10 protein-coding genes are annotated in these 22,118 nt (G+C 68.7%); 5 read left to right on the top strand and 5 right to left on the bottom strand.

Annotated features, from left to right (window positions below; translation table 11 throughout):
• Positions 1-31: 31 nt before the first annotated feature.
• Positions 32-10,948, top strand: coding sequence for a type I polyketide synthase (locus MELE44368_RS22055; protein ID WP_128110461.1), 10,917 nt, complete (start codon positions 32-34; stop codon positions 10,946-10,948).
• Between the two features lies 1 nt (position 10,949).
• Here the strand turns inward: MELE44368_RS22055 and MELE44368_RS22050 are convergent, their stop codons facing one another.
• On the bottom strand, positions 10,950-12,032 hold the full coding sequence (locus tag MELE44368_RS22050) for an NAD(P)H-dependent amine dehydrogenase family protein (RefSeq protein ID WP_083043157.1): 1,083 nt from the start codon (positions 12,030-12,032) through the stop codon (positions 10,950-10,952).
• A 239-nt stretch (positions 12,033-12,271) separates the two neighbouring features.
• On the opposite strand from MELE44368_RS22050, the gene MELE44368_RS22045 reads away from it, so the two are divergent.
• Both MELE44368_RS22045 and MELE44368_RS22040 read left to right on the top strand, forming a co-directional pair.
• Positions 12,272-14,107 (top strand): acyl-CoA dehydrogenase, encoded by a 1,836-nt coding sequence (locus MELE44368_RS22045; RefSeq protein WP_064919348.1) that lies wholly within the window; start codon positions 12,272-12,274, stop codon positions 14,105-14,107.
• A 206-nt stretch (positions 14,108-14,313) separates the two neighbouring features.
• Positions 14,314-15,459, top strand: a complete 1,146-nt coding sequence (locus tag MELE44368_RS22040) for a lytic murein transglycosylase (protein ID WP_083043156.1) — start codon at positions 14,314-14,316, stop codon at positions 15,457-15,459.
• Between the two features lie 21 nt (positions 15,460-15,480).
• On the opposite strand, the gene MELE44368_RS22035 is transcribed toward MELE44368_RS22040, so the two are convergent.
• The 3 genes from MELE44368_RS22035 to MELE44368_RS22025 form a co-directional block, all read right to left on the bottom strand.
• Positions 15,481-16,128 (bottom strand): LuxR C-terminal-related transcriptional regulator, encoded by a 648-nt coding sequence (locus tag MELE44368_RS22035; protein ID WP_046750544.1) that lies wholly within the window; start codon positions 16,126-16,128, stop codon positions 15,481-15,483.
• Positions 16,125-17,408, bottom strand: a complete 1,284-nt coding sequence (locus MELE44368_RS22030; protein WP_083043155.1) for a sensor histidine kinase — start codon at positions 17,406-17,408, stop codon at positions 16,125-16,127. Before MELE44368_RS22030 ends, MELE44368_RS22035 begins: the two co-directional genes overlap by 4 nt.
• A gap of 399 nt (positions 17,409-17,807) precedes the next feature.
• A complete protein-coding gene (locus MELE44368_RS22025; protein ID WP_064890324.1) occupies positions 17,808-19,106 on the bottom strand; it encodes an acetyl-CoA C-acetyltransferase in 1,299 nt (432 codons plus the stop codon).
• 46 nt (positions 19,107-19,152) lie between these two features.
• Here MELE44368_RS22025 and MELE44368_RS22020 point away from each other — a divergent pair, with 46 nt between their 5' ends.
• Together MELE44368_RS22020 and MELE44368_RS22015 are read left to right on the top strand one after the other, a co-directional pair.
• The gene (locus tag MELE44368_RS22020) at positions 19,153-20,514 is read left to right on the top strand and encodes a 3-oxoacyl-ACP reductase (protein WP_128110460.1); all 1,362 of its coding nucleotides are present in this window, start codon (positions 19,153-19,155) and stop codon (positions 20,512-20,514) included.
• 1 nt (position 20,515) lies between these two features.
• Positions 20,516-21,358, top strand: a complete 843-nt coding sequence (locus MELE44368_RS22015) for a MaoC/PaaZ C-terminal domain-containing protein (RefSeq protein WP_128110459.1) — start codon at positions 20,516-20,518, stop codon at positions 21,356-21,358.
• A gap of 41 nt (positions 21,359-21,399) precedes the next feature.
• Here MELE44368_RS22015 and MELE44368_RS22010 read toward each other — a convergent pair whose 3' ends face one another.
• Positions 21,400-22,116, bottom strand: a complete 717-nt coding sequence (locus MELE44368_RS22010; RefSeq protein WP_241566726.1) for a TetR/AcrR family transcriptional regulator — start codon at positions 22,114-22,116, stop codon at positions 21,400-21,402.
• Positions 22,117-22,118: the final 2 nt, after the last annotated feature.

The raw sequence follows: 22,118 nt of genomic DNA, 5'->3' as shown, positions 1-22,118 counted from the left end.
GCGATGTGTCAATGGGGAGGACAGCAACCGCATGGTATCCGCCGCGCATCCCGACGATGCGACTGCTCGCTTCGCGATCGTCGGCTATGCAGCACGCTTTCCTGGTGCGCAAGACGCCGACGAGTTCTGGGACCTGCTTCGCGAGGGCCGCGACGCGATTTCGGAGGTACCACCGGACCGCTGGAACGCCGACGACTTCTACGACCCGGAACCGGGGGCGCCCGGCAAGGTCGTGACCCGTCGTGCCGGCTTCGTCGATGACGTGACGGGGTTCGACGCGCCGTTCTTCGGCATGTCGACGCGCGAAACCAGGTGGATGGACCCACAGCACCGACTGCTGCTGGAGATGTCGTGGCGCGCGCTCGAACACGCGGGCATCGCGCCGACAAGCCTGGCCAACACCGACACCGGGGTGTTCGTCGGCCTGGCCACCCACGATTACCTGGGGATGGCGTCCGACGAGCTGGACTACCCCGAGATCGAGGCCTATATGGCGATCGGGACGTCGAACGCGGCGGCGGCCGGCCGGATCAGCTACCGGCTGGGCCTGCAGGGTCCGTCGTTCGCCGTCGATACCGCGTGCAGCTCGTCGCTGGTGGCGATCCATCAGGCGTGCCAGGCGCTGCGGCTGAACGAATGCGACCTCGCTCTGGTCGGCGGCGCGAACGTGCTTCTCACCCCCGCGACCATGATCACCTTCTCCAGCGCGCACATGCTCGCCCCCGATGGCCGGTGCAAGACATTCGACGCCGCCGCGGACGGCTACGTGCGCGGCGAGGGCTGCGGCGTCATCGTCGTCAAACGCCTCGAGGACGCGCGGCGGGACGGTGACCGCATCCGCGCGGTGATCCGCGGCAGCGCGGTCAACCAGGACGGCGCCTCGGGCGGTTTGACGGTGCCCAACGGTGTGGCTCAGCAGCGGGTGATCGCCGACGCACTCGACCGTGCCGGCGTCGAACCGAAGGATGTCGGATACCTGGAGGCGCACGGCACCGGCACATCGCTCGGCGACCCCATCGAGGTTCAGGGCGCCGGCGCGGTGCTGGGCGCCGGTCGTGATCCCGGCCGTCCGCTTCTGATCGGCTCGGCGAAGACGAACATCGGTCACCTCGAGGCGGCCGCGGGGATCGCGGGCGTCATCAAGGTCATTCTCGCGCTCGAGCACGAGACCCTGCCGAAGCACCTCAACTTCGAGACCCCGTCGCCGCACATTCCGTGGCAGCGGCTTCCGGTGGAGGTGGTCAGCGAGGCCAAAGCCTGGCAGCGTGGCGAGCGACCCCGCATTGCCGGCGTCAGCTCCTTCGGATTCGCCGGCACGAACGCGCACGTCATCCTCGAAGAAGCGCCGGTGTCGGGTTCGGTGTCTGCCGCGCCGGAACAGTCCCGGCCGGACCGGCGGTCCCATCTCCTTCCGCTGTCCGCGAGGACGTCGGGCGCCCTGGTTCAGTTGGCGGGCCATTACCGCAGTTGGTTGACCAGCCACCCGGAGGCCACCGTCGCCGACGTGTGCGCCACCGCAGGCACCGGACGGGCCCACCTGGAGCACCGAGCGGCGCTGGTGGTCAACTCCCGCGAATCCGCCATCGAGCTTCTCGGCGCTCTCGCCGACGACCGCCCGGCGCCCGGGCTGATGCGCGGCGAGGCGCAGGAGGCACCCAAAACCGCCTGGCTGTTCTCCGGTCAGGGCAGCCAATACCCCGGCATGGCCCGCGAGCTGTACGACACCGAGCCGGTGTTCGCCGAGACCCTGGACCGCTGTGCGGCCGCGGTCGCCGACGTCCTCGAAAAGCCGCTGCTCGACGTCATCTTCGACGTAGAAAGCCCGGACAGCGACGAGGTGCTTCGGCAGACCGCCTACGCCCAGCCCGCGTTGTTCGCAGTGGAGATGGGCCTGGCCCGCCTCTGGCAGTCATGGGGTTTCGAACCCGACGTGGTGCTCGGCCACAGCGTCGGCCAGTACGCCGCCGCCTGCGTCGCCGGGGTCTTCTCCCTCGAGGACGGCATGCGGCTGATGGCCGAGCGCGGTCGCCTCTTCGGCAGCCTGCCCGCGGGCGCCGGCCGGATGGTCGCGGTCTTCACCGCGCCCGAGCGTGTCGAGCGCCTGGCCGACGATTTCCCGACCCTGTCGGTCGCCGCCTACAACGGCGCCAACACCGTCCTGTCGGGCCCCGCAGAGGATGTGGAGAAGGCGGTCGCGGGCCTCGAGGCCAACGATGTCCGGTGTGACTGGCTGGACACCAGCCACGCGTTCCACTCGGCGCTGCTGGACCCGGTCCTCGACGAGTTCGAGTCGTATGCGAATCGGTTCGCGTTCAACGCGCCGGAACTGATCTTGATCGACAACCGGACCGGCGCCGCGCTGGGCAGGAGCGTCCAGCTCGACGGCGGGTATTGGCGCCGCCACGCGCGACAGCCGGTCGAGTTCGCCAAGAGCGTGCAGACCCTCGCGGAGCTGAACTGCAGACTGTTGCTCGAGATCGGCCCCCGGCCGGTGCTGACCGCCGCGGCCCTGGCGGGCTGGCCCGACCCGAGCAGCGCGCCGCGAGCGATCGCGTCGCTGCGCCGCAACACCGCCGATCACCGGCAGATCATCGAAGCCCTCGCCGACGCGTATGTGTTGGGCCACCTGCCCGAGTTCGGCGCACTGGACCACGGGCGGGCCGGCAAGGTCGACCTGCCCACCTATCCGTTCGAGCACCGGCAGTACTGGTTCGTCGACAACTTCCCCGACGACCGGAAACTCCCTGCCCCGCAACGTCGATCGGCCGCACGCACCGAGGCTCCGCGACCCCTCGAGGCCGGTCGGCCGGAGACGCACGCCGCGGGCGACCGCTACGAGATCCGCTGGGAGAGGACCGCGGATCTTCCGGCGCAAGCCGGTAACCCGGTCACCTGGATTCTCGTCGGCGACCGCACCGACGCGGTCGCACCCCTGGTGGACGAGCTGACCGCCCGCGGCCACCGGCACCAGATCGTCGGCCTGCCGAAGTCCGACGCGGACGAGGCTGAACTGACCGAGATGCTGCGTGGCGCCGCGACCGCGTCGTCGCCGGGCAGCGACGTGCGAATCGTGCATGTCGCCGCGCTCGACGCGGACCCGGCCGGGCCCACCTCGATGCGGTCGCTGCTGCGGATGCAACACCGCATCCTCGGCGGAACGCGGCGGCTCTTCAACGCCGTGGCCGCCGCCGAGCTCAGGGCGCCGGTCTGGCTGGTCACCCGTGGCGCCCAACGCGTCACCGACGCGGACGCCGTGGTGCCCGACCAGAGTTGCCTGTGGGGATTCGGTCGGGCCGCCTCGCTGGAGGTTCCGCAGGTGTGGGGCGGCCTTGCCGACTTGGCGGACGGCAGCGCCGGCGAATGGTCCCGGCTCATCGACCGGATCGCGGCACCGCGCGACACCGGCCTGGTCGAAGACCAGGTCGCGCTTCGCGACCAGAACCTCTACGTCCCCCGGCTGATCCGGCGGGCGGCCCCACCCGAGCCCACGTCGCTTCAACTACGCGCTGACGCAACGTATTTGGTCACCGGCGGGCTGGGCGCGCTCGGGTTGGCGATCGCTGGACACCTGGCGGCGCACGGCGCCAAGCACCTCGTGCTGAGCAGTCGGCGCACGCCCGGCGAGGATGCCCAACAGCGCATCGATGCGCTCGCCGGCCAGTACGCCTGCGACATCCGGGTGATCTCCGCCGACGTCGCCGATGCCCACGACGTCGCACGCCTGTTGGCGCGGGTCGCCGCCGACCTACCGCCGCTGGCCGGCGTCGTGCACGCCGCGGGTGAGGTGTCCACCACCCCGATGAGCAGCATGACCGACGCCGAAGTCGACCGCGTGTTCGCCGGAAAGGTCTGGGGCGCCTGGCATCTCAGTGAAGCGGCGGCAGACCTGCAGCTCGACTTCTTCGTCAGCACCTCCTCGATCGCCTCGGTGTGGGGCGGCTTCGGTCAGACCGCATACGCCGCGGCCAACGCATTCCTCGACGGGCTGGCCTGGCGGACGCGCGCGCAGGGCACCGCGGCGACCAGCCTCAACTTCGGCCCGTGGGCCGCGGGCATGGCCGACGCGGAGTCCCGCGCCCGACTGGATCAGCGCGGGATCAAGACGTTGTCCCCCGCCGATGCCCTGGCCGGCCTCGCCGATGTCGTGGCGGCCGGGCCGTCGACCCCCGGACAAGCGGTGGTAGCCAGAATCGATTGGGCCACTTTCCTTCCGCTGTACCAACAGGCGGGCCGCCGCGCCTTCCTCGCCGAGTTGGAGCGCGAGGCGCCCACCCAGCCATCGGCCGCGTCGGCGAACACCACGCCGTCCCGGCAGACCCGGTTCGTCGAGCAGCTCGCCGCGGCTCCGGTGCAGCAGCGCAAGCGTCTCGTCACCAACTACCTACGCGACGCGGTCGCCGAGGTCACGCGGATGGACGTCGCCGAGATCCGCGAGGACGCCGGATTCTTCGACCTCGGCATGGATTCGCTGATGGCCGTCGAGTTGCGGCGCCGGATCGAACACGGCGTGGGCGAGGAGATACCGGTCACCCTGGTGATGGATCACCCGCGACTGTCCGACGCGGCCGACTACCTGCTCGGTGACGTACTCGGCCTCGCCGTCCAGGCCGCCGACACCGGGCCGCGGCCGATGTCTGCGCAGCCCACGCGGACGGAGGAGCCGATCGCGGTCATCGCGGTGTCCTGCCGTTTCCCGGGCGCACCCGACCCGGAAGCGTTCTGGGAGCTGCTGTCCCGCGGAATCGACGCGATCCAGGAGATCCCGGAGGATCGCTTCGACGTCGACGAGTTCTACGATCCGGACCCGGACGCGCCGGGCAAGACCTACACGCGTTTCGGCGGGTTCCTCGACGAGATCGACGAATTCGACCCTGAGTTCTTCGGCATCTCCCCGCGGGAGGCCGTCTGGATCGAGCCGCAGCAGCGGCTGATGCTCGAAACGGCCTGGGAGGGTCTCGAACGAGCCGGGTACGCGCCATCGGCCTTGCGCGGCAGCCGAACCGGAATCTTCACCGGTGTGGCCGCCAACGAGTACGCGCACCTGCTGTCGGGTGAGTCGATCGACAAGATCGAACCGCACTTCATCACCGGCAACGCGCTCAACGCCGTGGCCGGCCGGGTCGCGTTCGCGCTGGGCTTCGAGGGTCCCGCGGTCGCGGTGGACACCGCGTGCAGTTCGGCGTTGGTGGCCGTGCATCAGGCCCGCCAGGCGCTGCAAGCCGGCGACTGCGATCTGGCGCTGGCCGGTGGGGTGAACGTCCTGCTGAGCCCGGTGACGTCCGTTGCCGCATCACGCGCCAGGATGCTCTCCCCCGTCGGGCGCTGCAAGACCTTCGATGCCTCCGCGGACGGCTACGTCCGCAGTGAGGGCTGCGGAATCCTGGTGCTCAAGCGGCTCAGCGACGCTGTGCGCGACGGTGATCGCATCAGCGCCGTCATCGCCGCGAGCGCGGTGAACCAGGACGGCGCCTCCAGCGGTTTGACGGTGCCCAACGGCGGTGCCCAGCAGCGTCTCATCGAGACGGCGCTGGCGCGTGCCGGCCTGTCGGGCGCGGATGTCGACTACCTCGAGGCGCACGGGACGGGCACCCCGCTGGGTGACCCGATCGAGGTCCAGGCCGCCGCGGCCGCCTACGGCGCGGCACGCGATCCGGACAAGCCGTTGCTCATGGGCTCGGTGAAAACCAACATCGGCCACCTCGAGTCGGCGTCCGGGGCCGCCGGCCTGATCAAGGTCGTGCTGTCGCTTCAGCATGGGCTGCTGCCCAAGAGCCTGCACTTCGACAAGCCGTCGCCGCACATTCCGTGGGACACGCTGCCGGTGCGGGTCGTGGACGAGCCGATTGCCTGGCAGACCAACGGCAGCGCCAGGCGCGCAGGGGTGAGTTCGTTCGGCTTCACCGGCACCAACGCACACGTGGTGATCGAAGAGGCACCGCTCGACCCGGTTGCCGAGGCCGAGAAGCCGGACGTCGGCACCGAGAAATCCCTTGGCGTGCTTCCGCTTTCGGCGCGGACGCCCGAGGCGCTGGAGGCGTTGGCGCGTCGTTACGAGACCTGGCTGGCCACCCACCCGGATGTCGACCTCGCCGACGTATGCCTGACCGCGGGCACGGGCCGTTCGCATTTCGAGCATCGCGCCGCGCTGGTCGTGGATTCCATCGAGACCGCTCGCCACTGCCTCGCCGACGTCGCGGCGGATCGCACCCGGCCCGGTGTGGTGCGCGGCGAGCACACCGAGCGCTCGATGACAGCGTGGCTCTTCACCGGGCAGGGCAGTCAGTATCCGGGGATGGCACGCGAATTGTTCGGTGCAGAACCGGTTTTCGCTGAAACCGTGACCCGCTGCGCGGAAGCGGTGAAAGACATCCTGCCGCAGCCGTTGCTCGAGGTGCTGTTCGCCGCCGACCGGGAAACCAACGGCGAGGCCGGAAAAAGGTTGCGCCACACGTCGTATGCGCAGCCCGCACTGTTCGCCTTGGAGATGGGTCTGGCGCGGCTGTGGCAGTCGTGGGACATCGAACCCGACGTGGTGCTCGGCCACAGCGTCGGCCAGTACGCAGCGGCATGCGTCGCAGGGGTGTTCAGCATCGAGGACGGCGCACGGCTGATGGCCGAGCGTGGCCGGATGTTCGGAAGCCTCCCCGCGGGGGGACGGATGGTGGCCATCTTCGCCGACGCCACCCAGGTCGAGGAGACCGCCCGTGACTTTCCGCGGGTTTCCGTGGCCGCGTACAACGGGCCGAACACGGTGCTGTCGGGTCCCGGTGACGATGTGGAGCAGGTCGTCGCCCGGTTCACCGACGAGGGCATTCGCTGCACCTGGCTGGAGACCAGCCACGCGTTCCACTCTGAGCTGCTCGATCCGGTGCTCGACGAGTTCGAGACCTACGCAAGCCGATTCGACTTCAGCGTCCCGACCTTGCCGTTGCTCTGCAACCGGACCGGCGCCGTGCTGACGGGTCAGAGCCCGCTCGACGCGCAGTATTGGCGGCGCCATTCGCGCCAGCCGGTGCAGTTCGCCGAAAGTGTGCGGACCGCGGCGGCGCTGGGCTGCTCGGTGCTGATGGAGATCGGCCCCCAACCGGTGTTGACCGGGGCCGCGGTGCAGGTCTGGCCGGAACACCTGCCGGCACCGCGCGCGATCGCCTCGCTCCGCAAGGGCGTCGACGACCGCCGCCAGATCGCCGACGCGCTGGCCGCCGCCTACGTCGCCGGCCACGTGCCGGATTTCACGGCGCTGCATCGCCGGCCACGTCGCATCCTCGAACTGCCGACGTATCCATTCCAGCGCCGCCGCTTCTGGCCCAAGGCATCCAACCTCACCGTGCCGGGATCGGGCGGGCCGTCGTCGGGAATCCTGGGCAGCGCAAAGGAACTCGCCTCCGGGGACACCGTCTACACCAGCAGGCTGTCGGTCAAGTCGCAGCCGTGGCTTGCCGACCACGTCATCTACGGCACCGTCGTCGTGCCCGGCGCGACCTATGCGGCGATGGCGTTGGCCGCGGTCGGGTCACCGGCGCGGGCGCGAGACGTCTTCTTCTACGAGCCGATCATCCTGCCGGAGAAGAGTTCCCGCGAAGTGCAGCTCACGTTGCATCCGGTGGAGAAGCCGGGTGAGGATGGACGCGAGTGGAGATTCCAGATTCACAGCCGGTCATACGGGGAACGCGGCGCCGAGTGGTCCTTGAACGCCGACGGCACCGTCATCAGCGGCACCGAACCCCCACCGGAGTCGAATCCGGTCACCGAGGAAATCGAGCGGTACCACCGCATGCCACCGCAGGAGTTGTTCGACTTCTTCGCCGACGCGGAGCTGGAATGGGGTTCCATCTGGTCCGGTTCGCTCAAGGCGCTGTGGGCCGGCGACGGTGAGGCGATCGGCGACATCTTCGTCGGCGAAGAGTTGGCCGAACACCTCGGCACCGAGCCGATACATCCGGTGTTGTTGGACCTGTGCACAGGCGTCGCCTTCCCGGCGTTTCCGACCCAGCAAGCGGTGGACCAGGGGGTCAACGACCTTCTCCTGCCGTTGCGCTACGGGCAGGTGATGCTTCAGGACAAGATGCCCCGGCGGTTCTACTGCCGCTCGAAGTGGCGTCCGAGCGCCGTTGACGCCGAAACCCAGATCTTCGACCTGGATTTCGTCGATCGAGATGGGCGCTGGCTGGGCGGAATTCGCGACTTCACGGTCAAACGCGCGCCCCGCGAGGCGATGATGCGGGGGATCGGCGGCGATACCACCCGGCTGCTGTACACCGTCGGCTGGCACGAGGTGCCGCCACCGACCGACGACCCCGCGGCACCGAGCGGCACCTGGCTGGTCGCGGGCTTCGACGAACTGGCTGCGCTGGTACCCGGCTGCGTGTCTTCCGACCGCGATACCCGCGATACCGATGCACCGCTCTTGGGGCAGCTGCTGACGCAGGCGCACCAGCAGGGCGAGGCGTTCTCCGGCGTCGTGTGGCGTTGTGCGGCGCCGAATCCGGAGGAGTCGAGCGCCGACGGCGCCGCGCGAATCGAGCGGGAGATCGCCAACCTTCTCAGCGCCGTGCACGCCGTGCAGCGCGGCGCACAAGAAGGCGGCGTGAAGCTTCCGAACGGTCTGTGGATCGTCACCGAGCGGGCGGTGGCCACCGACTCCGGCGAACCGGTGGACCCGGTGCAGGCGGCGTTGTGGGGCTTCGGACGCACGACGTTCAACGAGGAACCCGCGCTGCGATGCAGGCTCGTCGATTCCGACGGGTCACCGGAGGCGGTGCGGCTGTTGGCCGACCTGCTGGCGGCGCCGACCGACGAACCGGAACTCGCGCTGCGGCAAGGAAAGCTGCAGGCCGCACGGTTGTTGCCGTGGGCGCGGGGCGGACACCTGACGGTGCCCCGGTCAAGCGACTACGTACTGGCGCCCACCGAACGCGGCGCGATAGACAATCTTCGGCTGCACGAGAAGGAAGTTCCGTCCCCCGACGCCGGCTGCGTGCAGGTGCGGGTGGAGGCCGCCGGCCTGAACTTCCGCGACGTGCTCAACGTGCTCGGCCTGTATCCGGGCGACCCCGGGCCGATCGGCGGCGACTTCGCCGGTGTCGTCACCGAATTGGGTGACGGTGTCACCGGACTCGAGGTCGGCCAGCGCGTGTACGGGTTCATGCAGGCGGCGTTCTGCAGCCGGTTCAACGTGCCGGCCCAGGTCGTCGTGCCGATACCCGACGGGGTCAGCGCGGTCGAGGCCGCCACCATTCCCGCTGCGGCGTTGACCGCCCGCCTCGCATTCGACTGGGCGCAGCTGAAAGCCGGTGACCGCGTACTCATCCACGCCGCCAGCGGCGGCGTTGGTCTGGCCGCAATCCAGATCGCCCAGCAGCGGGGCGCCACTGTCTTCGCGACCGCCAGCACGTTCAAACGCGCGGCGCTGCGCCAGGTGGGAGTGGAGTACGTCTACGACTCGCGCAGCACGGATTTCGCCGACCAGATTCTGGCGGACACCGACGGCGCGGGCGTCGACGTGGTGCTCAACAGCCTGACCAACGAAGGGTTCATCGAGGCGACCGTCCGCGCGACCGCCAAGAACGGCCGGTTCGCCGAGATCGCCAAGCGCGACATCTGGACACCCGAGCAGATGGCGGCGGTCCGTCCCGACATCGCCTACGAGATCGTGGCGCTGGACACCGTGACGCTGCAGGATCCGGAACGGGTGCGCGGCCTGCTCGAGGAGGTGTCAGCGGGGTTGGGCACGGGCCAGTGGACGCCGCTGCCCGCCGAGATCTACCCGCTGACCGAAGCCAGGGCCGCGTTCCGCCGGATGCAGCAGGCGCGTCACATCGGCAAGATCGTGCTGCAGATACCCCAGCCGCTGCAGCCGCGTTCCGACCGGAGCTATCTGGTCACCGGCGGGTTGGGTGCGATCGGGCTGCAGATGGCTTCCTATCTCGCGCAACGGGGTGCCGGCGACATCGTGCTGACCAGCAGGCGCGAACCCGACCCGCAAGCGCAGCAGGCGATCGAGCAGATCAGCGACCGCTACAAGTGCCGCGTGCACGTCTTCCCGGCCGACGTCGGCGACGAGTCACAGGTGCGGGAACTGCTTCGGCGGATCCGCGCGGAGTTGCCGCCGCTCGGCGGGGTCGCCCACCTGGCGGGTGTGCTCGACGATGCGCTGCTGTCCGACCAGAACGTGGAGCGGTTCCGAACGACGTTGACGCCCAAGGCGATCGGCGCCTGCTACTTGGATCGTCTGACAAGAGACGACGAGCTCGAGTTCTTCATCGTGTCCTCGTCGATCTCCAGCGTGTTCGGTTCACCGGGACAGGCGAACTACGCGACCGCCAATGCGCTGCTGGACGGCCTCGTCGCGCAACGCCGCGCCCAAGGGCTGCCCGCCACGGCCATCAACTTCGGCCCATGGGGCAAGGGCGGCATGGCGTCCTCGGATGCCGCGCGCACCAACATCGCCGCGCAGGGCCTCACGCCACTGGAGCCTTCTGCCGCGCTCAACGCGCTGGCCGAGGTCATCGCGAACGGCACCGCACAGGCGGCCATCATCAAGGCGAACTGGCAACGGGCCGCGAAGATGCTGGGCGCGTTGCGGCCACCGATGCTCGATCTGGTGTTGCCGAGTGCGGGCGGCGATGGCGGCGCGGACAGCGAGCTGCTGCGGGAGCTGATGGAGATACCGGTGCGCCGGCGGGCCGCATTCGTGACCGAGTTCCTTCAGCGCGAGGTGCAGAATTTCCTGCGCCTGGCACAGCCACCGGCGGCCACCAGCCGGTTCCTGGATCTCGGCACCGATTCCCTGATGGCCATCGAACTGCGCAATCGGTTGCACAGCCAGTTCGGCGACGCGTTCACCATCGACGTGACCGCGGTGTTCGACTATCCGACGATCGGATCGCTGGCCGAGTATCTGGTCGCGCAGATGCCCGACGCGGAACCACAGTCGGGCACCGGCTGAGTCAATCGGCCCAGCGCCGGGCTTCCACATCCGGCGGCAACGACGACTGCATCGGCACGTCCAGCCCGTCGTAGATGCCCGGCTTCTGATCGGCCAGCCAGGCCAGCGCGCCGAGCAGGCGATTGGCCGCGGTGGTGTTGCCGCCGTCGGCGCGCGTGCCGCCCGGCACGTCGGCGCGGCTCACGAGCGTCAGCTGCGGGTCGCCGTCGATGATCACCCGGTGATCGCCCGCGCCTTGATCAGGCTGGGGCCAGTCCGGTGCGCACGAGGGATGGATGCGGGTGATGTGCTCGATGACGATGCGCTCACGTCCGCCCGACTTTCCGATCACCTGCAGCCGAAACGCGCCCTGGGTGCCCTCGTCGAACCGGCCCATCACGGTGTCGACGGACCGCTCGAGCGGGCGGCGTTCGACCACCTCGGCGATCTCGTCGATCTCCAACCCGAGGCCCCGCCCGATCAGCCGTAGGTTGCCGCCCCACACCATCGTCGGGATCGACGGCAACAGCATCATGGGCACCTGCTCCATGGGCCCGCCGAAACCGCACAGCACCTTCACCGCGTGCGGCTGGTCATAGGTCGAGTAGTCGAAGATCTCCTGGCAGCGGATGGTCCGGATCCTGGTGCACAACCCGGCGGCCACGACGGCCAGCGCGTCGTTCCCCCAGCCGGGATCGACGCCGCTGACCAGCAGGGTCGAGCCGCCTTCCTCGGCGGCCCCGGTCAACCGCTCGACCCAGTCCAGCGGCGCCGAACGCGGGTCGTAGAGCGAGTACAGCGACGGCGTCACCACGTGCTTGCCCGCGCGCAGGCAGCGTTCGATGTCGGTGACGGCGTCGTCGGGGCGGATGTCGCCGGACGCCATATACGCCACCGCGTCGCAGGCCTCCAGCGCGGCGTCCACGTCGGTGGTGGCCGTGACGCCCGTCGGGCCGTCGAGGGCGGCGAAGGTGGCGGCGTCGCGACCGTGTTTGTCCGGCGACGAGGTGATCACACCCGACAGCTGCAACCCGGGAAACGCCACCGCGGACCGGATGGCCGCCGACCCCATGTTGCCCGTTCCCCACACCGCGACACGCTGCACCCGGACACCCTATCGAGGTGCGCCGTGATGATCGTCACAGGACCGGAAATGCGCAGGTGAGACACGTGTCAACTGGGCGTTTGCGGTGGGCTGCGGAGGCCACGATGGCTAGCCGATTGAAATAGCTCACACCGGCTTTGTGTTGAAGTTACCGAGCGGTATAGTTTTGGCCAGTTACTGGTGGGTAACTTAGCGATTAAGTACCCAACCGCATGTGGCCATCTCGATGAGGAGGAACCGTGAGCCACTACAAGAGCAACGTCCGCGATCAGGAGTTCAACCTGTTCGAGGTATACGGCGTGGACAAGGCCTTCGGTGAAGGCGACTACGCCGACCTGGACGTCGAAACCGCCCGCGACATGCTGGCCGAGATGGCTCGACTGGCCGAGGGGCCGATCGCAGAGTCGTTCGCCGACGCAGACCGCAATCCGCCGGTGTTCGACCCTGAAACCCATTCGGTGAAGCTGCCGGAGTCGTTCAAGAAGTCGATGCGCGCACTGCTCGAGGCCGGCTGGGACAAGGCCGGCGTCGGCGAGGAGCTCGGCGGCATGCCGATGCCCCGCGCGCTGCAGTGGGCGCTGATCGAGCACGTCCTCGGCGCCAACCCCGCCGCGTACATGTACGCGATGGGCCCGGGCATGGCCCAGATCTTCTACAACCTGGGCACCGAAGAGCAGAAGAAGTGGGCCCAGCTGGCCGCCGAGCGCAACTGGGGCGCCACCATGGTGCTGACCGAGCCCGACGCCGGCTCCGACGTCGGCGCAGGCCGCACCAAGGCCGTGCAGCAGCCCGACGGCACCTGGCACATCGACGGTGTGAAGCGGTTCATCACCTCGGGCGACTCCGACGATCTGTTCGAGAACATCATGCACCTGGTGCTGGCCCGTCCCGAGGGCGCAGGCCCGGGCACCAAGGGGCTGTCGCTGTTCTTCGTGCCGAAGTTCCACTTCGACCCGGAGACCGGTGAGCTCGGCGAGCGCAACGGCGTCTTCGTCACCAACGTCGAGCACAAGATGGGCCTGAAGGTTTCGGCCACCTGTGAGTTGACGTTCGGTCAGCACGGTGTGCCCGCCAAGGGCTGGCTGGTCGGCGAGGTGCACAACGGCATCGCGCAGATGTTCGAGGTCATCGAGCAGGCACGAATGATGGTCGGCACCAAGGCGATCGCCACGCTGTCGACGGGCTACCTGAACGCGCTCGAGTACGCCAAGGAGCGTGTGCAGGGCGCCGACATGACCCAGATGACCGACAAGACCGCGCCGCGGGTGACCATCACGCACCACCCGGACGTGCGCCGCTCGCTGATGACTCAGAAGGCCTACGCCGAGGGTCTGCGCGCGCTGTACCTCTACACCTCCACCTACCAGGACGCGGCGGTGGCCAAGGCACTGCACGACGTCGACGCCGATCTGGCGGTTCGGGTCAACGACCTGATGCTGCCGATCGTCAAGGGCGTCGGTTCCGAGCAGGCCTACGCCAAGCTGACCGAGAGCCTGCAGACGTTCGGTGGTTCGGGCTTCCTGCAGGACTACCCGATCGAGCAGTACATCCGTGACGCCAAGATCGACTCGCTGTACGAGGGCACCACGGCCATCCAGGCGCAGGACTTCTTCTTCCGCAAGATCGTCCGCGACAAGGGTGTGGCGCTGGCGCACATCTCCGGGCAGATCGAGCAGTTCGTCAAGAACGAGTCCGGTAACGGCCGGCTGAAGGCCGAGCGGAAGCTGCTGGCGACCGCGCTGGAGGACGTCCAGGGCATGGCCGCGTCGCTCACCGGTTATCTGATGGCGGCGCAGGAGAACCCGGCCGAGCTCTACAAGGTCGGCCTCGGTTCGGTGCGCTTCCTGATGAGCGTCGGCGACCTGATCATCGGCTGGCTGCTGCAGCAGCACGCGGCGGTGGCGATCGACAAGCTCGATGCCGGCGCCGAGGGTGACGATCGCGCCTTCTACGAGGGCAAGGTCGCGGTGGCGTCGTTCTTCGCGAAGAACTTCCTGCCGATGCTGACCAGCACCCGCCACATCATCGAGAACCTCGACAACGATGTGATGGAACTGGACGAGGCTGCTTTCTAGGGGGTTCTGACCTCCCTGCCGCTTCGCATCGAATGGCCCCCGGTCTCTTCCCGGGGGCCATTTGCGTGCGCTGAACCGCGGCCGACCGCCAGAACCTATGATTGGGGCCGCCGGCAGCGGCAACGGATCCGCTTGTTCGGCGCGATGCTGCGACGACGAGGACGAGGCCAGTGCTGACAGGGGGCAACGCTCGGGCTCGTACAACCATGCAACGGGTTCGCCGCCGTGTCCGCCGAGCCGTGCGCGGCCCGGCGGCCGGGATGGACGTGATCGCCAGGATGCTGCTGACCAGTGCGGTCGCGACGGCGCCGAGCCTGCTCGTCGCGGTCCACGACAACACGGGTGTGCAACCGCTGGCCGCCGTCGCGCCACAGCCATTCGTCACGGACACCCCGTTGGCCGCGGCGCCGTCGGCGGGCGCCCCTTCGCCCGTGTCACACGTGGTCGGGCCGCCGCCGCCCGCCGCTGTCAGCTCACCGGGCGTCGTGAACATTCCCGCGATCGCCCTGACGGCGTACCGCAACGCCGACGGCGTGATGGCGCGAGCCATGCCGGACTGCGGCGTCAGCTGGAACCTGCTGGCCGGGATCGGCCAGGTCGAATCGCGGCACGCGTTCGGCGGCAGGACCGACGACCGCGGCACGGCCGTCGATCCCATCTTCGGCCCGACGCTCGACGGCTCACTGCCCGGCAACGAGATCATCCTCGCGGGCCGCTTCAACGGCCGCACGGTGTATGCGCGTGCGATGGGTCCCATGCAGTTCCTGCCCAGCACCTGGACGCACTTCGCCGCAGACGGGAACGGCGACGGTGAGGCCGAACCGCAGAACCTCTTCGACTCCACCGTGGCCGCGGCCCGCTACCTGTGCAGCGGTGGACTGAACCTGCGCGATCGGTCCCAGCTGATCACCGCGGTACTGCGCTACAACAACTCGATGGCCTACACCCAGAACGTGCTGAGCTGGGCCGAGGCATACGCCACCGGGAATCCACCGGTGTACCTGCCGCCCATCACCGGGCCGAAACGGTCGGTCGGCAGTAGCTACTCGGTGGCCCGCCCGACCGGGAACCAGGCACCGGCCGTGCAGGCCGCGGCAGATGAGTCTTTCACCGACACATCGGCGCAACCGGACACCCGCCGCAGCGCCCCGCGCCTGTCCGGCACCTCGAACAGCCGATCGGATTCCACGTTCACCGAATCGCCCGCCACGAGCTCGCCCACCACCAGCTCGCCTGCCGGTGCGCGCAACGGCGGCAGCCGCGCGGCGACGAGCAGAGACGCCGGTAGTAGCTCGACACCGCGGGTCAAGATCGGCAACGGCCGTACCGGCGGTGTCCGCGGCACCGAATAGGGTCCAGCCACCGGCGGCCCATCAAGCGTTCAGGTAGGCCACCACCGCCAGCACGCGCCGGTGGTGGGTCGGGGAGGGCGGCAGGTCGAGCTTGGCGAAGACCGCCGAGACGTGCTTTTCGACAGCTCGTTCGGTGATCGAGAGTTGTTGTGCCAGACCGCTGTTGGAATGCCCTTCGGCCATCAGCGCCAACACCTCGTGCTCGCGTGGGGTCAGGCGGTCCAACGCGGACTTGTCTCGGCTGCTGCCCATCAGTTGACGTACCACCTCCGGGTCGAGGGCGGTGCCGCCGCCGGCCACCCGGCGCAGCGCGGCGTCGAACTCGCCGACATCGGTGACACGGTCCTTGAGCAGATACCCGACACCGGCCGGGTTGCCGGCGAGCAACTCGGCCGCATAGCGCGTCTCCACCCATTGGGAGAAGACCATCAACCCGACATCGGGGTTCGACCGGCGCAGCGACACCGCGGCGATCAGACCCTCGTCGGTGAAGGTGGGCGGCATGCGGATGTCGATGATCGCGACGTCCGGCTGGTGCGTGCCCACCGCCCGCATGAGATCGTCGGCGTCGCCCACTCTGGCCACCACCTGGTGGCCCCGTGCGGTGAGCAGTTGAGCCATGCCGTCGCGCAGGATCGCGCTGTCCTCGGCGATGACGAGCCGCGTCACTGCGGGGCTCCGGTGGGAACCAACACGGTGATGGTCGTCGGCCCGCCGGGCGGGCTGTCGATGCCCAGCGTCCCGTCCAGCATCGCCAGCCGTGCCCTCAGGCCGGTCAACCCGGACCCGTTGCCCTCCTGCACACCGCCGGCGCCGTTGTCTTCCACGGTGATTCGTAGCTCACCGTCGTCGCTGTGAATCGTCACGGCGGCGCGGTCGGCGCCGGAGTGCCGCGACACGTTGGCGAGCAGCTCCGCGACGCAGAAGTACGCCATGGTCTCCACCCCGATGGACGGCCGCACCGGCAGGTCGACCGAGACGTCGACGGGGATCACGTTGCGCGCCGCCAGCGTCTGCACCGCCGGGCCCAGCCCCAGATCCAAAGCGGGCGGGCGGATTCCGCGAATCAGGTCGCGAAGTTCCGTCAGCGTGTCCTTGGTGTTCGCCAAGGCGTCGGTGACCAGTTCGCGAGCACCGGTGAAGTCAGCCGATGCGAGGTGTTCGTCCGCACGGGCCAAGGCCATCGCGACGGTGATCAACCGCGCTTGGGTGCCGTCGTGCAGATCGCGTTCGACCCGCTGCAAGGTGGTGGCGGAGTCGTCGACGACCTCCGCGCGGTTCCGCTCCAACTGGAGCACCCGACGCTCCCGGTCGGTCGGTCCCAACAACGCACGGGCGAGCAGCGCATGCGCGCGGCTCAGGCCGATCATCACCCAACCCAACACGTACAGCCCGAGCACACCGCCGACGCAGAACAAAAGGTACATGTCCAGCGAATCGACCGGCTGCCCCAACGTGATGAAAGGTTCGCCGAGCGCCAGCCATACCACCGGCGATGCCACCAGCACCGCCGAGACGACCACCCCGAGGATTACGACGTAGCCGAGGGGCGTCATGATCACGGCCTGCCCCGCGAGGAAGCCGAGGCTGCGCCAGCCCACCGCGTCCGTGAGGGCCGCGGCGACGGTGGGCAGTCGGCCCCGGGGCCGGCGGAACCGCGGCGGGACGTCGATGTCGACGTCGATCATGCGGGCGAGTGAGCGATACAGCCGGTTCCACGCGCGCCCGCTCATCACCACGAGGGCGAGCAGCGGTATTCCGACCAGCGTGATGATCAGCAGTCCCGACGCCAGACCCGCGGCGAAGAGGAACGCCACCGCGACGACCGCGAGCACGCCGATCAGCACGAAGTACAAGTAGACCCGCCAGGCCGGCGCTCGCAGTGGGACGAGCAACGTGCGTGTCCAGTCAGGCAGGGCGGCGTTTGTAGTCGTTGTCACGCGAACCATGGTGGTCGAGGTCGGCGGGCGATTCGATGGTGCTGCCCGGCCAATTTGGGGTGTGGCCAGCCACACCGTCGCAACGCCGTCACACAAACCAGTCGCACAAAAAGGGCGGGTTCGGGAGGACATTCAGGTGCGCCGCTCTTAGTCTCGCGCGACCGGCTTTCAACCCTTGCCGGCTCTTCGGATCAGTCACTCCCGAACCCGTCGTGCGGTCGATCGTACGCCTCCGTCTGGCATCGCACCAGGGGCCTTTTCCGCCGTTATGCACGTCGACGGAGGGCGTCAAAGTTAAGAGCTCCGTACTGCCATCGGGTCGGGGGGTCAGACGGCAATACGGAGCTACCAGGACTATCGATCGACCTGACCGGACCGTTACAGCCCTACGAAAAATCTTCTGAACCATCAAGCCTCGAGGATCGCGGCGACGCCCTGGCCGCCGGCAGCGCAGATGGAGATCAGGCCGCGCACCGGCTGGCCGGTCTCCTTCTTCTTCTCGCTCAGCTGCTTGGCCATCTGCGCGACGATGCGCCCGCCGGTGGCGGCGAAGGGATGGCCCGCGGCGATCGAGGAGCCGTTGACGTTGAGCTTCGAGCGATCGATGCTGCCCAGCGCCTTGTCCAGGCCGAGCCGCTCCTTGCAGTACTCCTCGGACTCCCAGGCCTGCAGGTGCGCGAGCACCACTGACGCGAACGCCTCGTGGATCTCGTAGAAGTCGAAATCCTGCAGCGACAGGTTGTTTCGGGCCAGAAGCCGCGGCACCGCATACGTCGGCGCCATCAGCAGGCCGTCGCGGCCGTTGACGTAGTCGACCGCCGCGGTCTCCCCGTCGACCCAGTAGGCCATCGGTTCGATACCGCGCTCGGCGGCCCACTCCGGCGTCGCGAGCAGCGCGACCGACGCGCCGTCGGTCAGCGGGGTCGAGTTGCCTGCCGTCATCGTCGCGTCGCCCGCCTTGGCGCCGAACACCGGCTTGAGCTTGGCGAGCTTCTCCGCCGTCGAGTCGGGGCGGAGGTTGTTGTCGCGGTACAGCCCCAGAAACGGGGTGACCAGGTCGTCGAAGAAGCCGCGGTCGTAGGCGGCGGCCATGTTGCGGTGGCTGGCGGCGGCGAGCTCATCCTGGTCGGTGCGCTTGATGCCCATCTCCTTGGCGGTGACGGCGGCGTGCTCACCCATCGACATGCCGGTGCGGGGTTCGCTGTTGACCGGGATCTCCACGCCGATGGAGGCGGGCAGCTTGCCGACCAGCTTGAGCCGTTCAAAGTTGGACTTGGACCGGCGCAGACCCAGCAGCACCCGCCGCAGATCGTTGCCGAACGCGATCGGGGCATCGGAGGTGGTGTCCACGCCCCCGGCCGCGGCGACGTCGTAACGCCCGGCGGCGATGCCGTCGGCCGCCGCGATCGTGGCCTGCAGCCCGGTGCCGCAGGCCTGCTGCAGGTCGAACGCCGGGGTGTAGGACGACAGCGCGCTGCCGAGCACGCATTCGCGCATCAGGTTGAAGTCGCGGCTGTGCTTGAGCACGGCGCCGCCGATGACGGCCCCGAGTTTCTCGCCGGCCAGGTTGAACCGGTCGATCAGCCCACCCAGCGCCGCGGTGAACATGTCCTGGTTGGAGGCGTTCGCGTACGCGCCGTCCGATCGAGCGAAGGGAATTCGGTTGCCGCCGAGGATGGCGACCCGTCGCTGGGTATCACTAGCCATGAACCCATAGTACCCACCCTTCTTACTCTGGAGTAAGTTCGTTCTCATGGCTACCGATCTGTATTCGCAAATCGTGCATTCAGGGCCCGGATCGTTCCTCGCCAAGCAGCTCGGCATTCCCCAGCCCGAGACGTTGCGCCGGTACGAGCCGGGCAAACCCCCGCTGGCCGGCACGCTGCTCATCGGCGGTGACGGTCGCGTTGTCGAGCCGATGCGCACCGCGCTGACCGAGGACTACGAGGTGGTGTCCAACAACCTCGGCGGCCGCTGGGCCGACTCGTTCGGCGGGCTGGTGTTCGACGCCACCGGTATCACCGACCCGACCGGGTTGAAGGAGCTGTACAAGTTCTTCACCCCGGTGCTGCGCAATGTGGGCTCCTCGGGCCGCGTCGTCGTTGTCGGCACCACCCCCGAGGAGGCAGGCAGCGACCACGAACGCATCGCGCAGCGCGCGCTGGAGGGCTTCACCCGCTCGCTGGGCAAGGAGATGCGGCGGGGCGCGACGGTGAACCTGGTGTACCTGTCCCCGGCCGCCAAGCCGGGCGCGACGGGGCTGGAGTCGACGCTGCGGTTCATCCTGTCGGGCAAGTCGGCCTACGTGGGCGGGCAGGTGTTCCGGGTCGGCGCGGCCGATTCCTCGCCGCCGTCCGACTGGGACAAGCCGTTGGTCGGCAAGGTCGCGATCGTGACCGGGGCGGCGCGCGGCATCGGCGCGACGATCGCCGAGGTGTTCAGCCGCGACGGCGCGCGGGTGCTGTGCATCGACGTCGAGGCCGCCGCCGAGCCGCTCGGAATCACCGCGACGAAGGTGGGCGGCACCGCGCTGACACTCGACGTGACCGCCGACGACGCCGTCGACAAGATCACCGAGCACCTGCGGGAGCACTACTCCGACTTCGGGGGCCGCGCCGACATCCTGGTCAACAACGCCGGCATCACCCGCGACAAGCTGCTGGTCAACATGGACGAGGCCCGCTGGGATTCCGTCATCGCGGTGAACCTCCTTGCGCCGCTTCGCCTTACCGAAGGTCTGGTGGGCAACGGGACGATCGGCGACGGCGGCCGGGTGGTCGGGCTCTCGTCGATGGCCGGCATCGCGGGCAACCGCGGGCAGACCAACTATGCGGCCACCAAGGCCGGCATGATCGGGTTGACCGACGCGCTGTCCGAGACGTACGCCGACAAGGGGATCACCGTCAATGCCGTCGCACCCGGCTTCATCGAGACCAAGATGACCGATGCGATGCCGGTGGCGACCCGGGAGGTGGCGCGTCGGCTCAATGCGCTGCATCAGGGCGGTAAGCCGGTCGACGTCGCCGAGACAATCGCCTACTTCGCCAGCCCGGCGTCAAACGCCGTCACAGGCAATACGATCCGGGTGTGCGGGCAAGCATGGTTGGGGGCCTGACGTGACGCAACCGTCCGGGGTGCTGAACCTGGTGCGCGCGGCGGCCGGCGCGCTGCCGTTCGTGCCGCGCGGCGACAAGCTGCCCGAGCGCACGCTGACCGTCGACGACGTGAGCATCGATCCTGCGAACGTCGCGGCGTATGCGAACGTCACCGGGCTGCGGTTCGGTGACGCGGTGCCGCTGACGTATCCGTTCACGTTGACGTTCCCGACCGTGATGGCGCTGGTCACCAGTTTCGATTTCCCTTTCGCGGCAATGGGTTCGGTGCACATCGAGAACCACATCACCCAGTACCGGCCGATCGCGGTCACCGACACGGTGTCGGTGCGGGTGCATGCCGAGAACCTGCGTGAGCATCGGCGCGGGTTGCTCGTCGACATCGTGACCGACGTCAACGTCGGCAACGAGCAGGCGTGGCATCAGGTCACGACGTTTCTGCACCAGCAGCGCACAAGCCTGTCCGACGAGCCGAAGCCGCCGCCGCAGAAGCAGCCGAAGCCGGGACCGCCGAATGCGGTGCTGCGCATCACGCCCGGCCAGATTCGGCAGTACGCGTCGGTCGGCGGGGACCACAACCCGATCCACACCAATCCGATCGCGGCGAAGCTGTTCGGCTTCCCCACGGTGATCGCGCACGGAATGTTCACCGCCGCAGCGGTTCTGGCGAACATCGAAGGCCAGCTTCCGGATGCGGTGAAGTATTCGGTGCGCTTCGCCAAGCCGGTGGTGCTGCCGGCCAGCGCCGGCCTCTACGTCGAGCGGGTGGCAGACGGCTGGGACCTGACGTTGCGGCACCTGTCCAAGGGCGACCCGCATCTGACGGGCACGGTCCGCTCGCTGTAGGTGTGTCGTCAATCGAGACCGCGCACAGATCGCGATTTGAGCTAATTCTGCGATCCAGCCGCAGTCTCGATGGTCCCGGCCGGCGGCCCGTGGTCGGCTGAGTGCTCTGCCGGGTGGTCGGCTGAGTGCTCTGCCGGGTGATCGGCTGAGTGCTCCGCTGAGTGATCTGCCGGGGCGCCCTTCAGGCCGCGCCAGAACAGGTTGATCAACAGCTCGGCGGCTTCGTCGACGTCGGCGTCCCCGGTGCTGACCCGCGTGGCCACCGCCTCACCGGCGCCCACCAGCGCGACGGCCATCATGTCGAAGTCGGTGTCGGGATCGGGGTTGCGGGTTCCGGAGGTCAGCAGCCGCCCGACGAGGTCGATGATGCGTTCGCGGCCCTCGCGCACGGTGTGGGCGAACGCCTGGCTGCTGGTCGCCTGGTTGTACAGCACCATCCACGAGGCCCGGTTGGTGTCGATGTAGGTCAGGAACGCCCGCACGGCGTTGCGCAGCAGGTCCTTGGGGCTCTGCTTGAAGTCGATCTGGCGACGCACCTCGTCGATGAACCGGGACAGCTCACGGTCGAGGCACGCGGCGAACAACTCCTCCTTGGAGCCGTAGTACAGGTACAGCATCGGCTTGGAGATCTGCGCCTCCGCGGCGATGGCGTCCATCGAGGTCTCGTGGTAGCCGTTCACCGAGAAAATCTGGACGGCGGCGTCCAGCATCTGCTGCTCGCGCACCGCGCGAGGTAGACGTTTGGTGCCTCCGGCCATTG

The sequence above is a fragment of the Mycolicibacterium elephantis DSM 44368 genome, assembly GCF_004014805.1.
GTDB classification, from domain to species: domain Bacteria; phylum Actinomycetota; class Actinomycetes; order Mycobacteriales; family Mycobacteriaceae; genus Mycobacterium; species Mycobacterium elephantis.
The sequence above is the reverse complement of the archived record's forward strand: the minus strand, read 5'-3'. Positions and strand labels throughout refer to the sequence as shown.

Bases quoted from the DNA above. Each gene is read 5' to 3' on its own strand.
- MELE44368_RS22055 (WP_128110461.1), top strand. From the start codon at position 32: ATGGTATCCGCCGCGCATCCCGACGATGCGACTGCTCGCTTCGCGATC.
- MELE44368_RS22040 (WP_083043156.1), top strand. From the start codon at position 14,314: ATGCAACGGGTTCGCCGCCGTGTCCGCCGAGCCGTGCGCGGCCCGGCG.
- MELE44368_RS22030 (WP_083043155.1), bottom strand. From the start codon at position 17,408: ATGGTTCGCGTGACAACGACTACAAACGCCGCCCTGCCTGACTGGACA.
- MELE44368_RS22025 (WP_064890324.1), bottom strand. From the start codon at position 19,106: ATGGCTAGTGATACCCAGCGACGGGTCGCCATCCTCGGCGGCAACCGA.
- MELE44368_RS22020 (WP_128110460.1), top strand. From the start codon at position 19,153: ATGGCTACCGATCTGTATTCGCAAATCGTGCATTCAGGGCCCGGATCG.
- MELE44368_RS22010 (WP_241566726.1), bottom strand. From the start codon at position 22,116: ATGGCCGGAGGCACCAAACGTCTACCTCGCGCGGTGCGCGAGCAGCAG.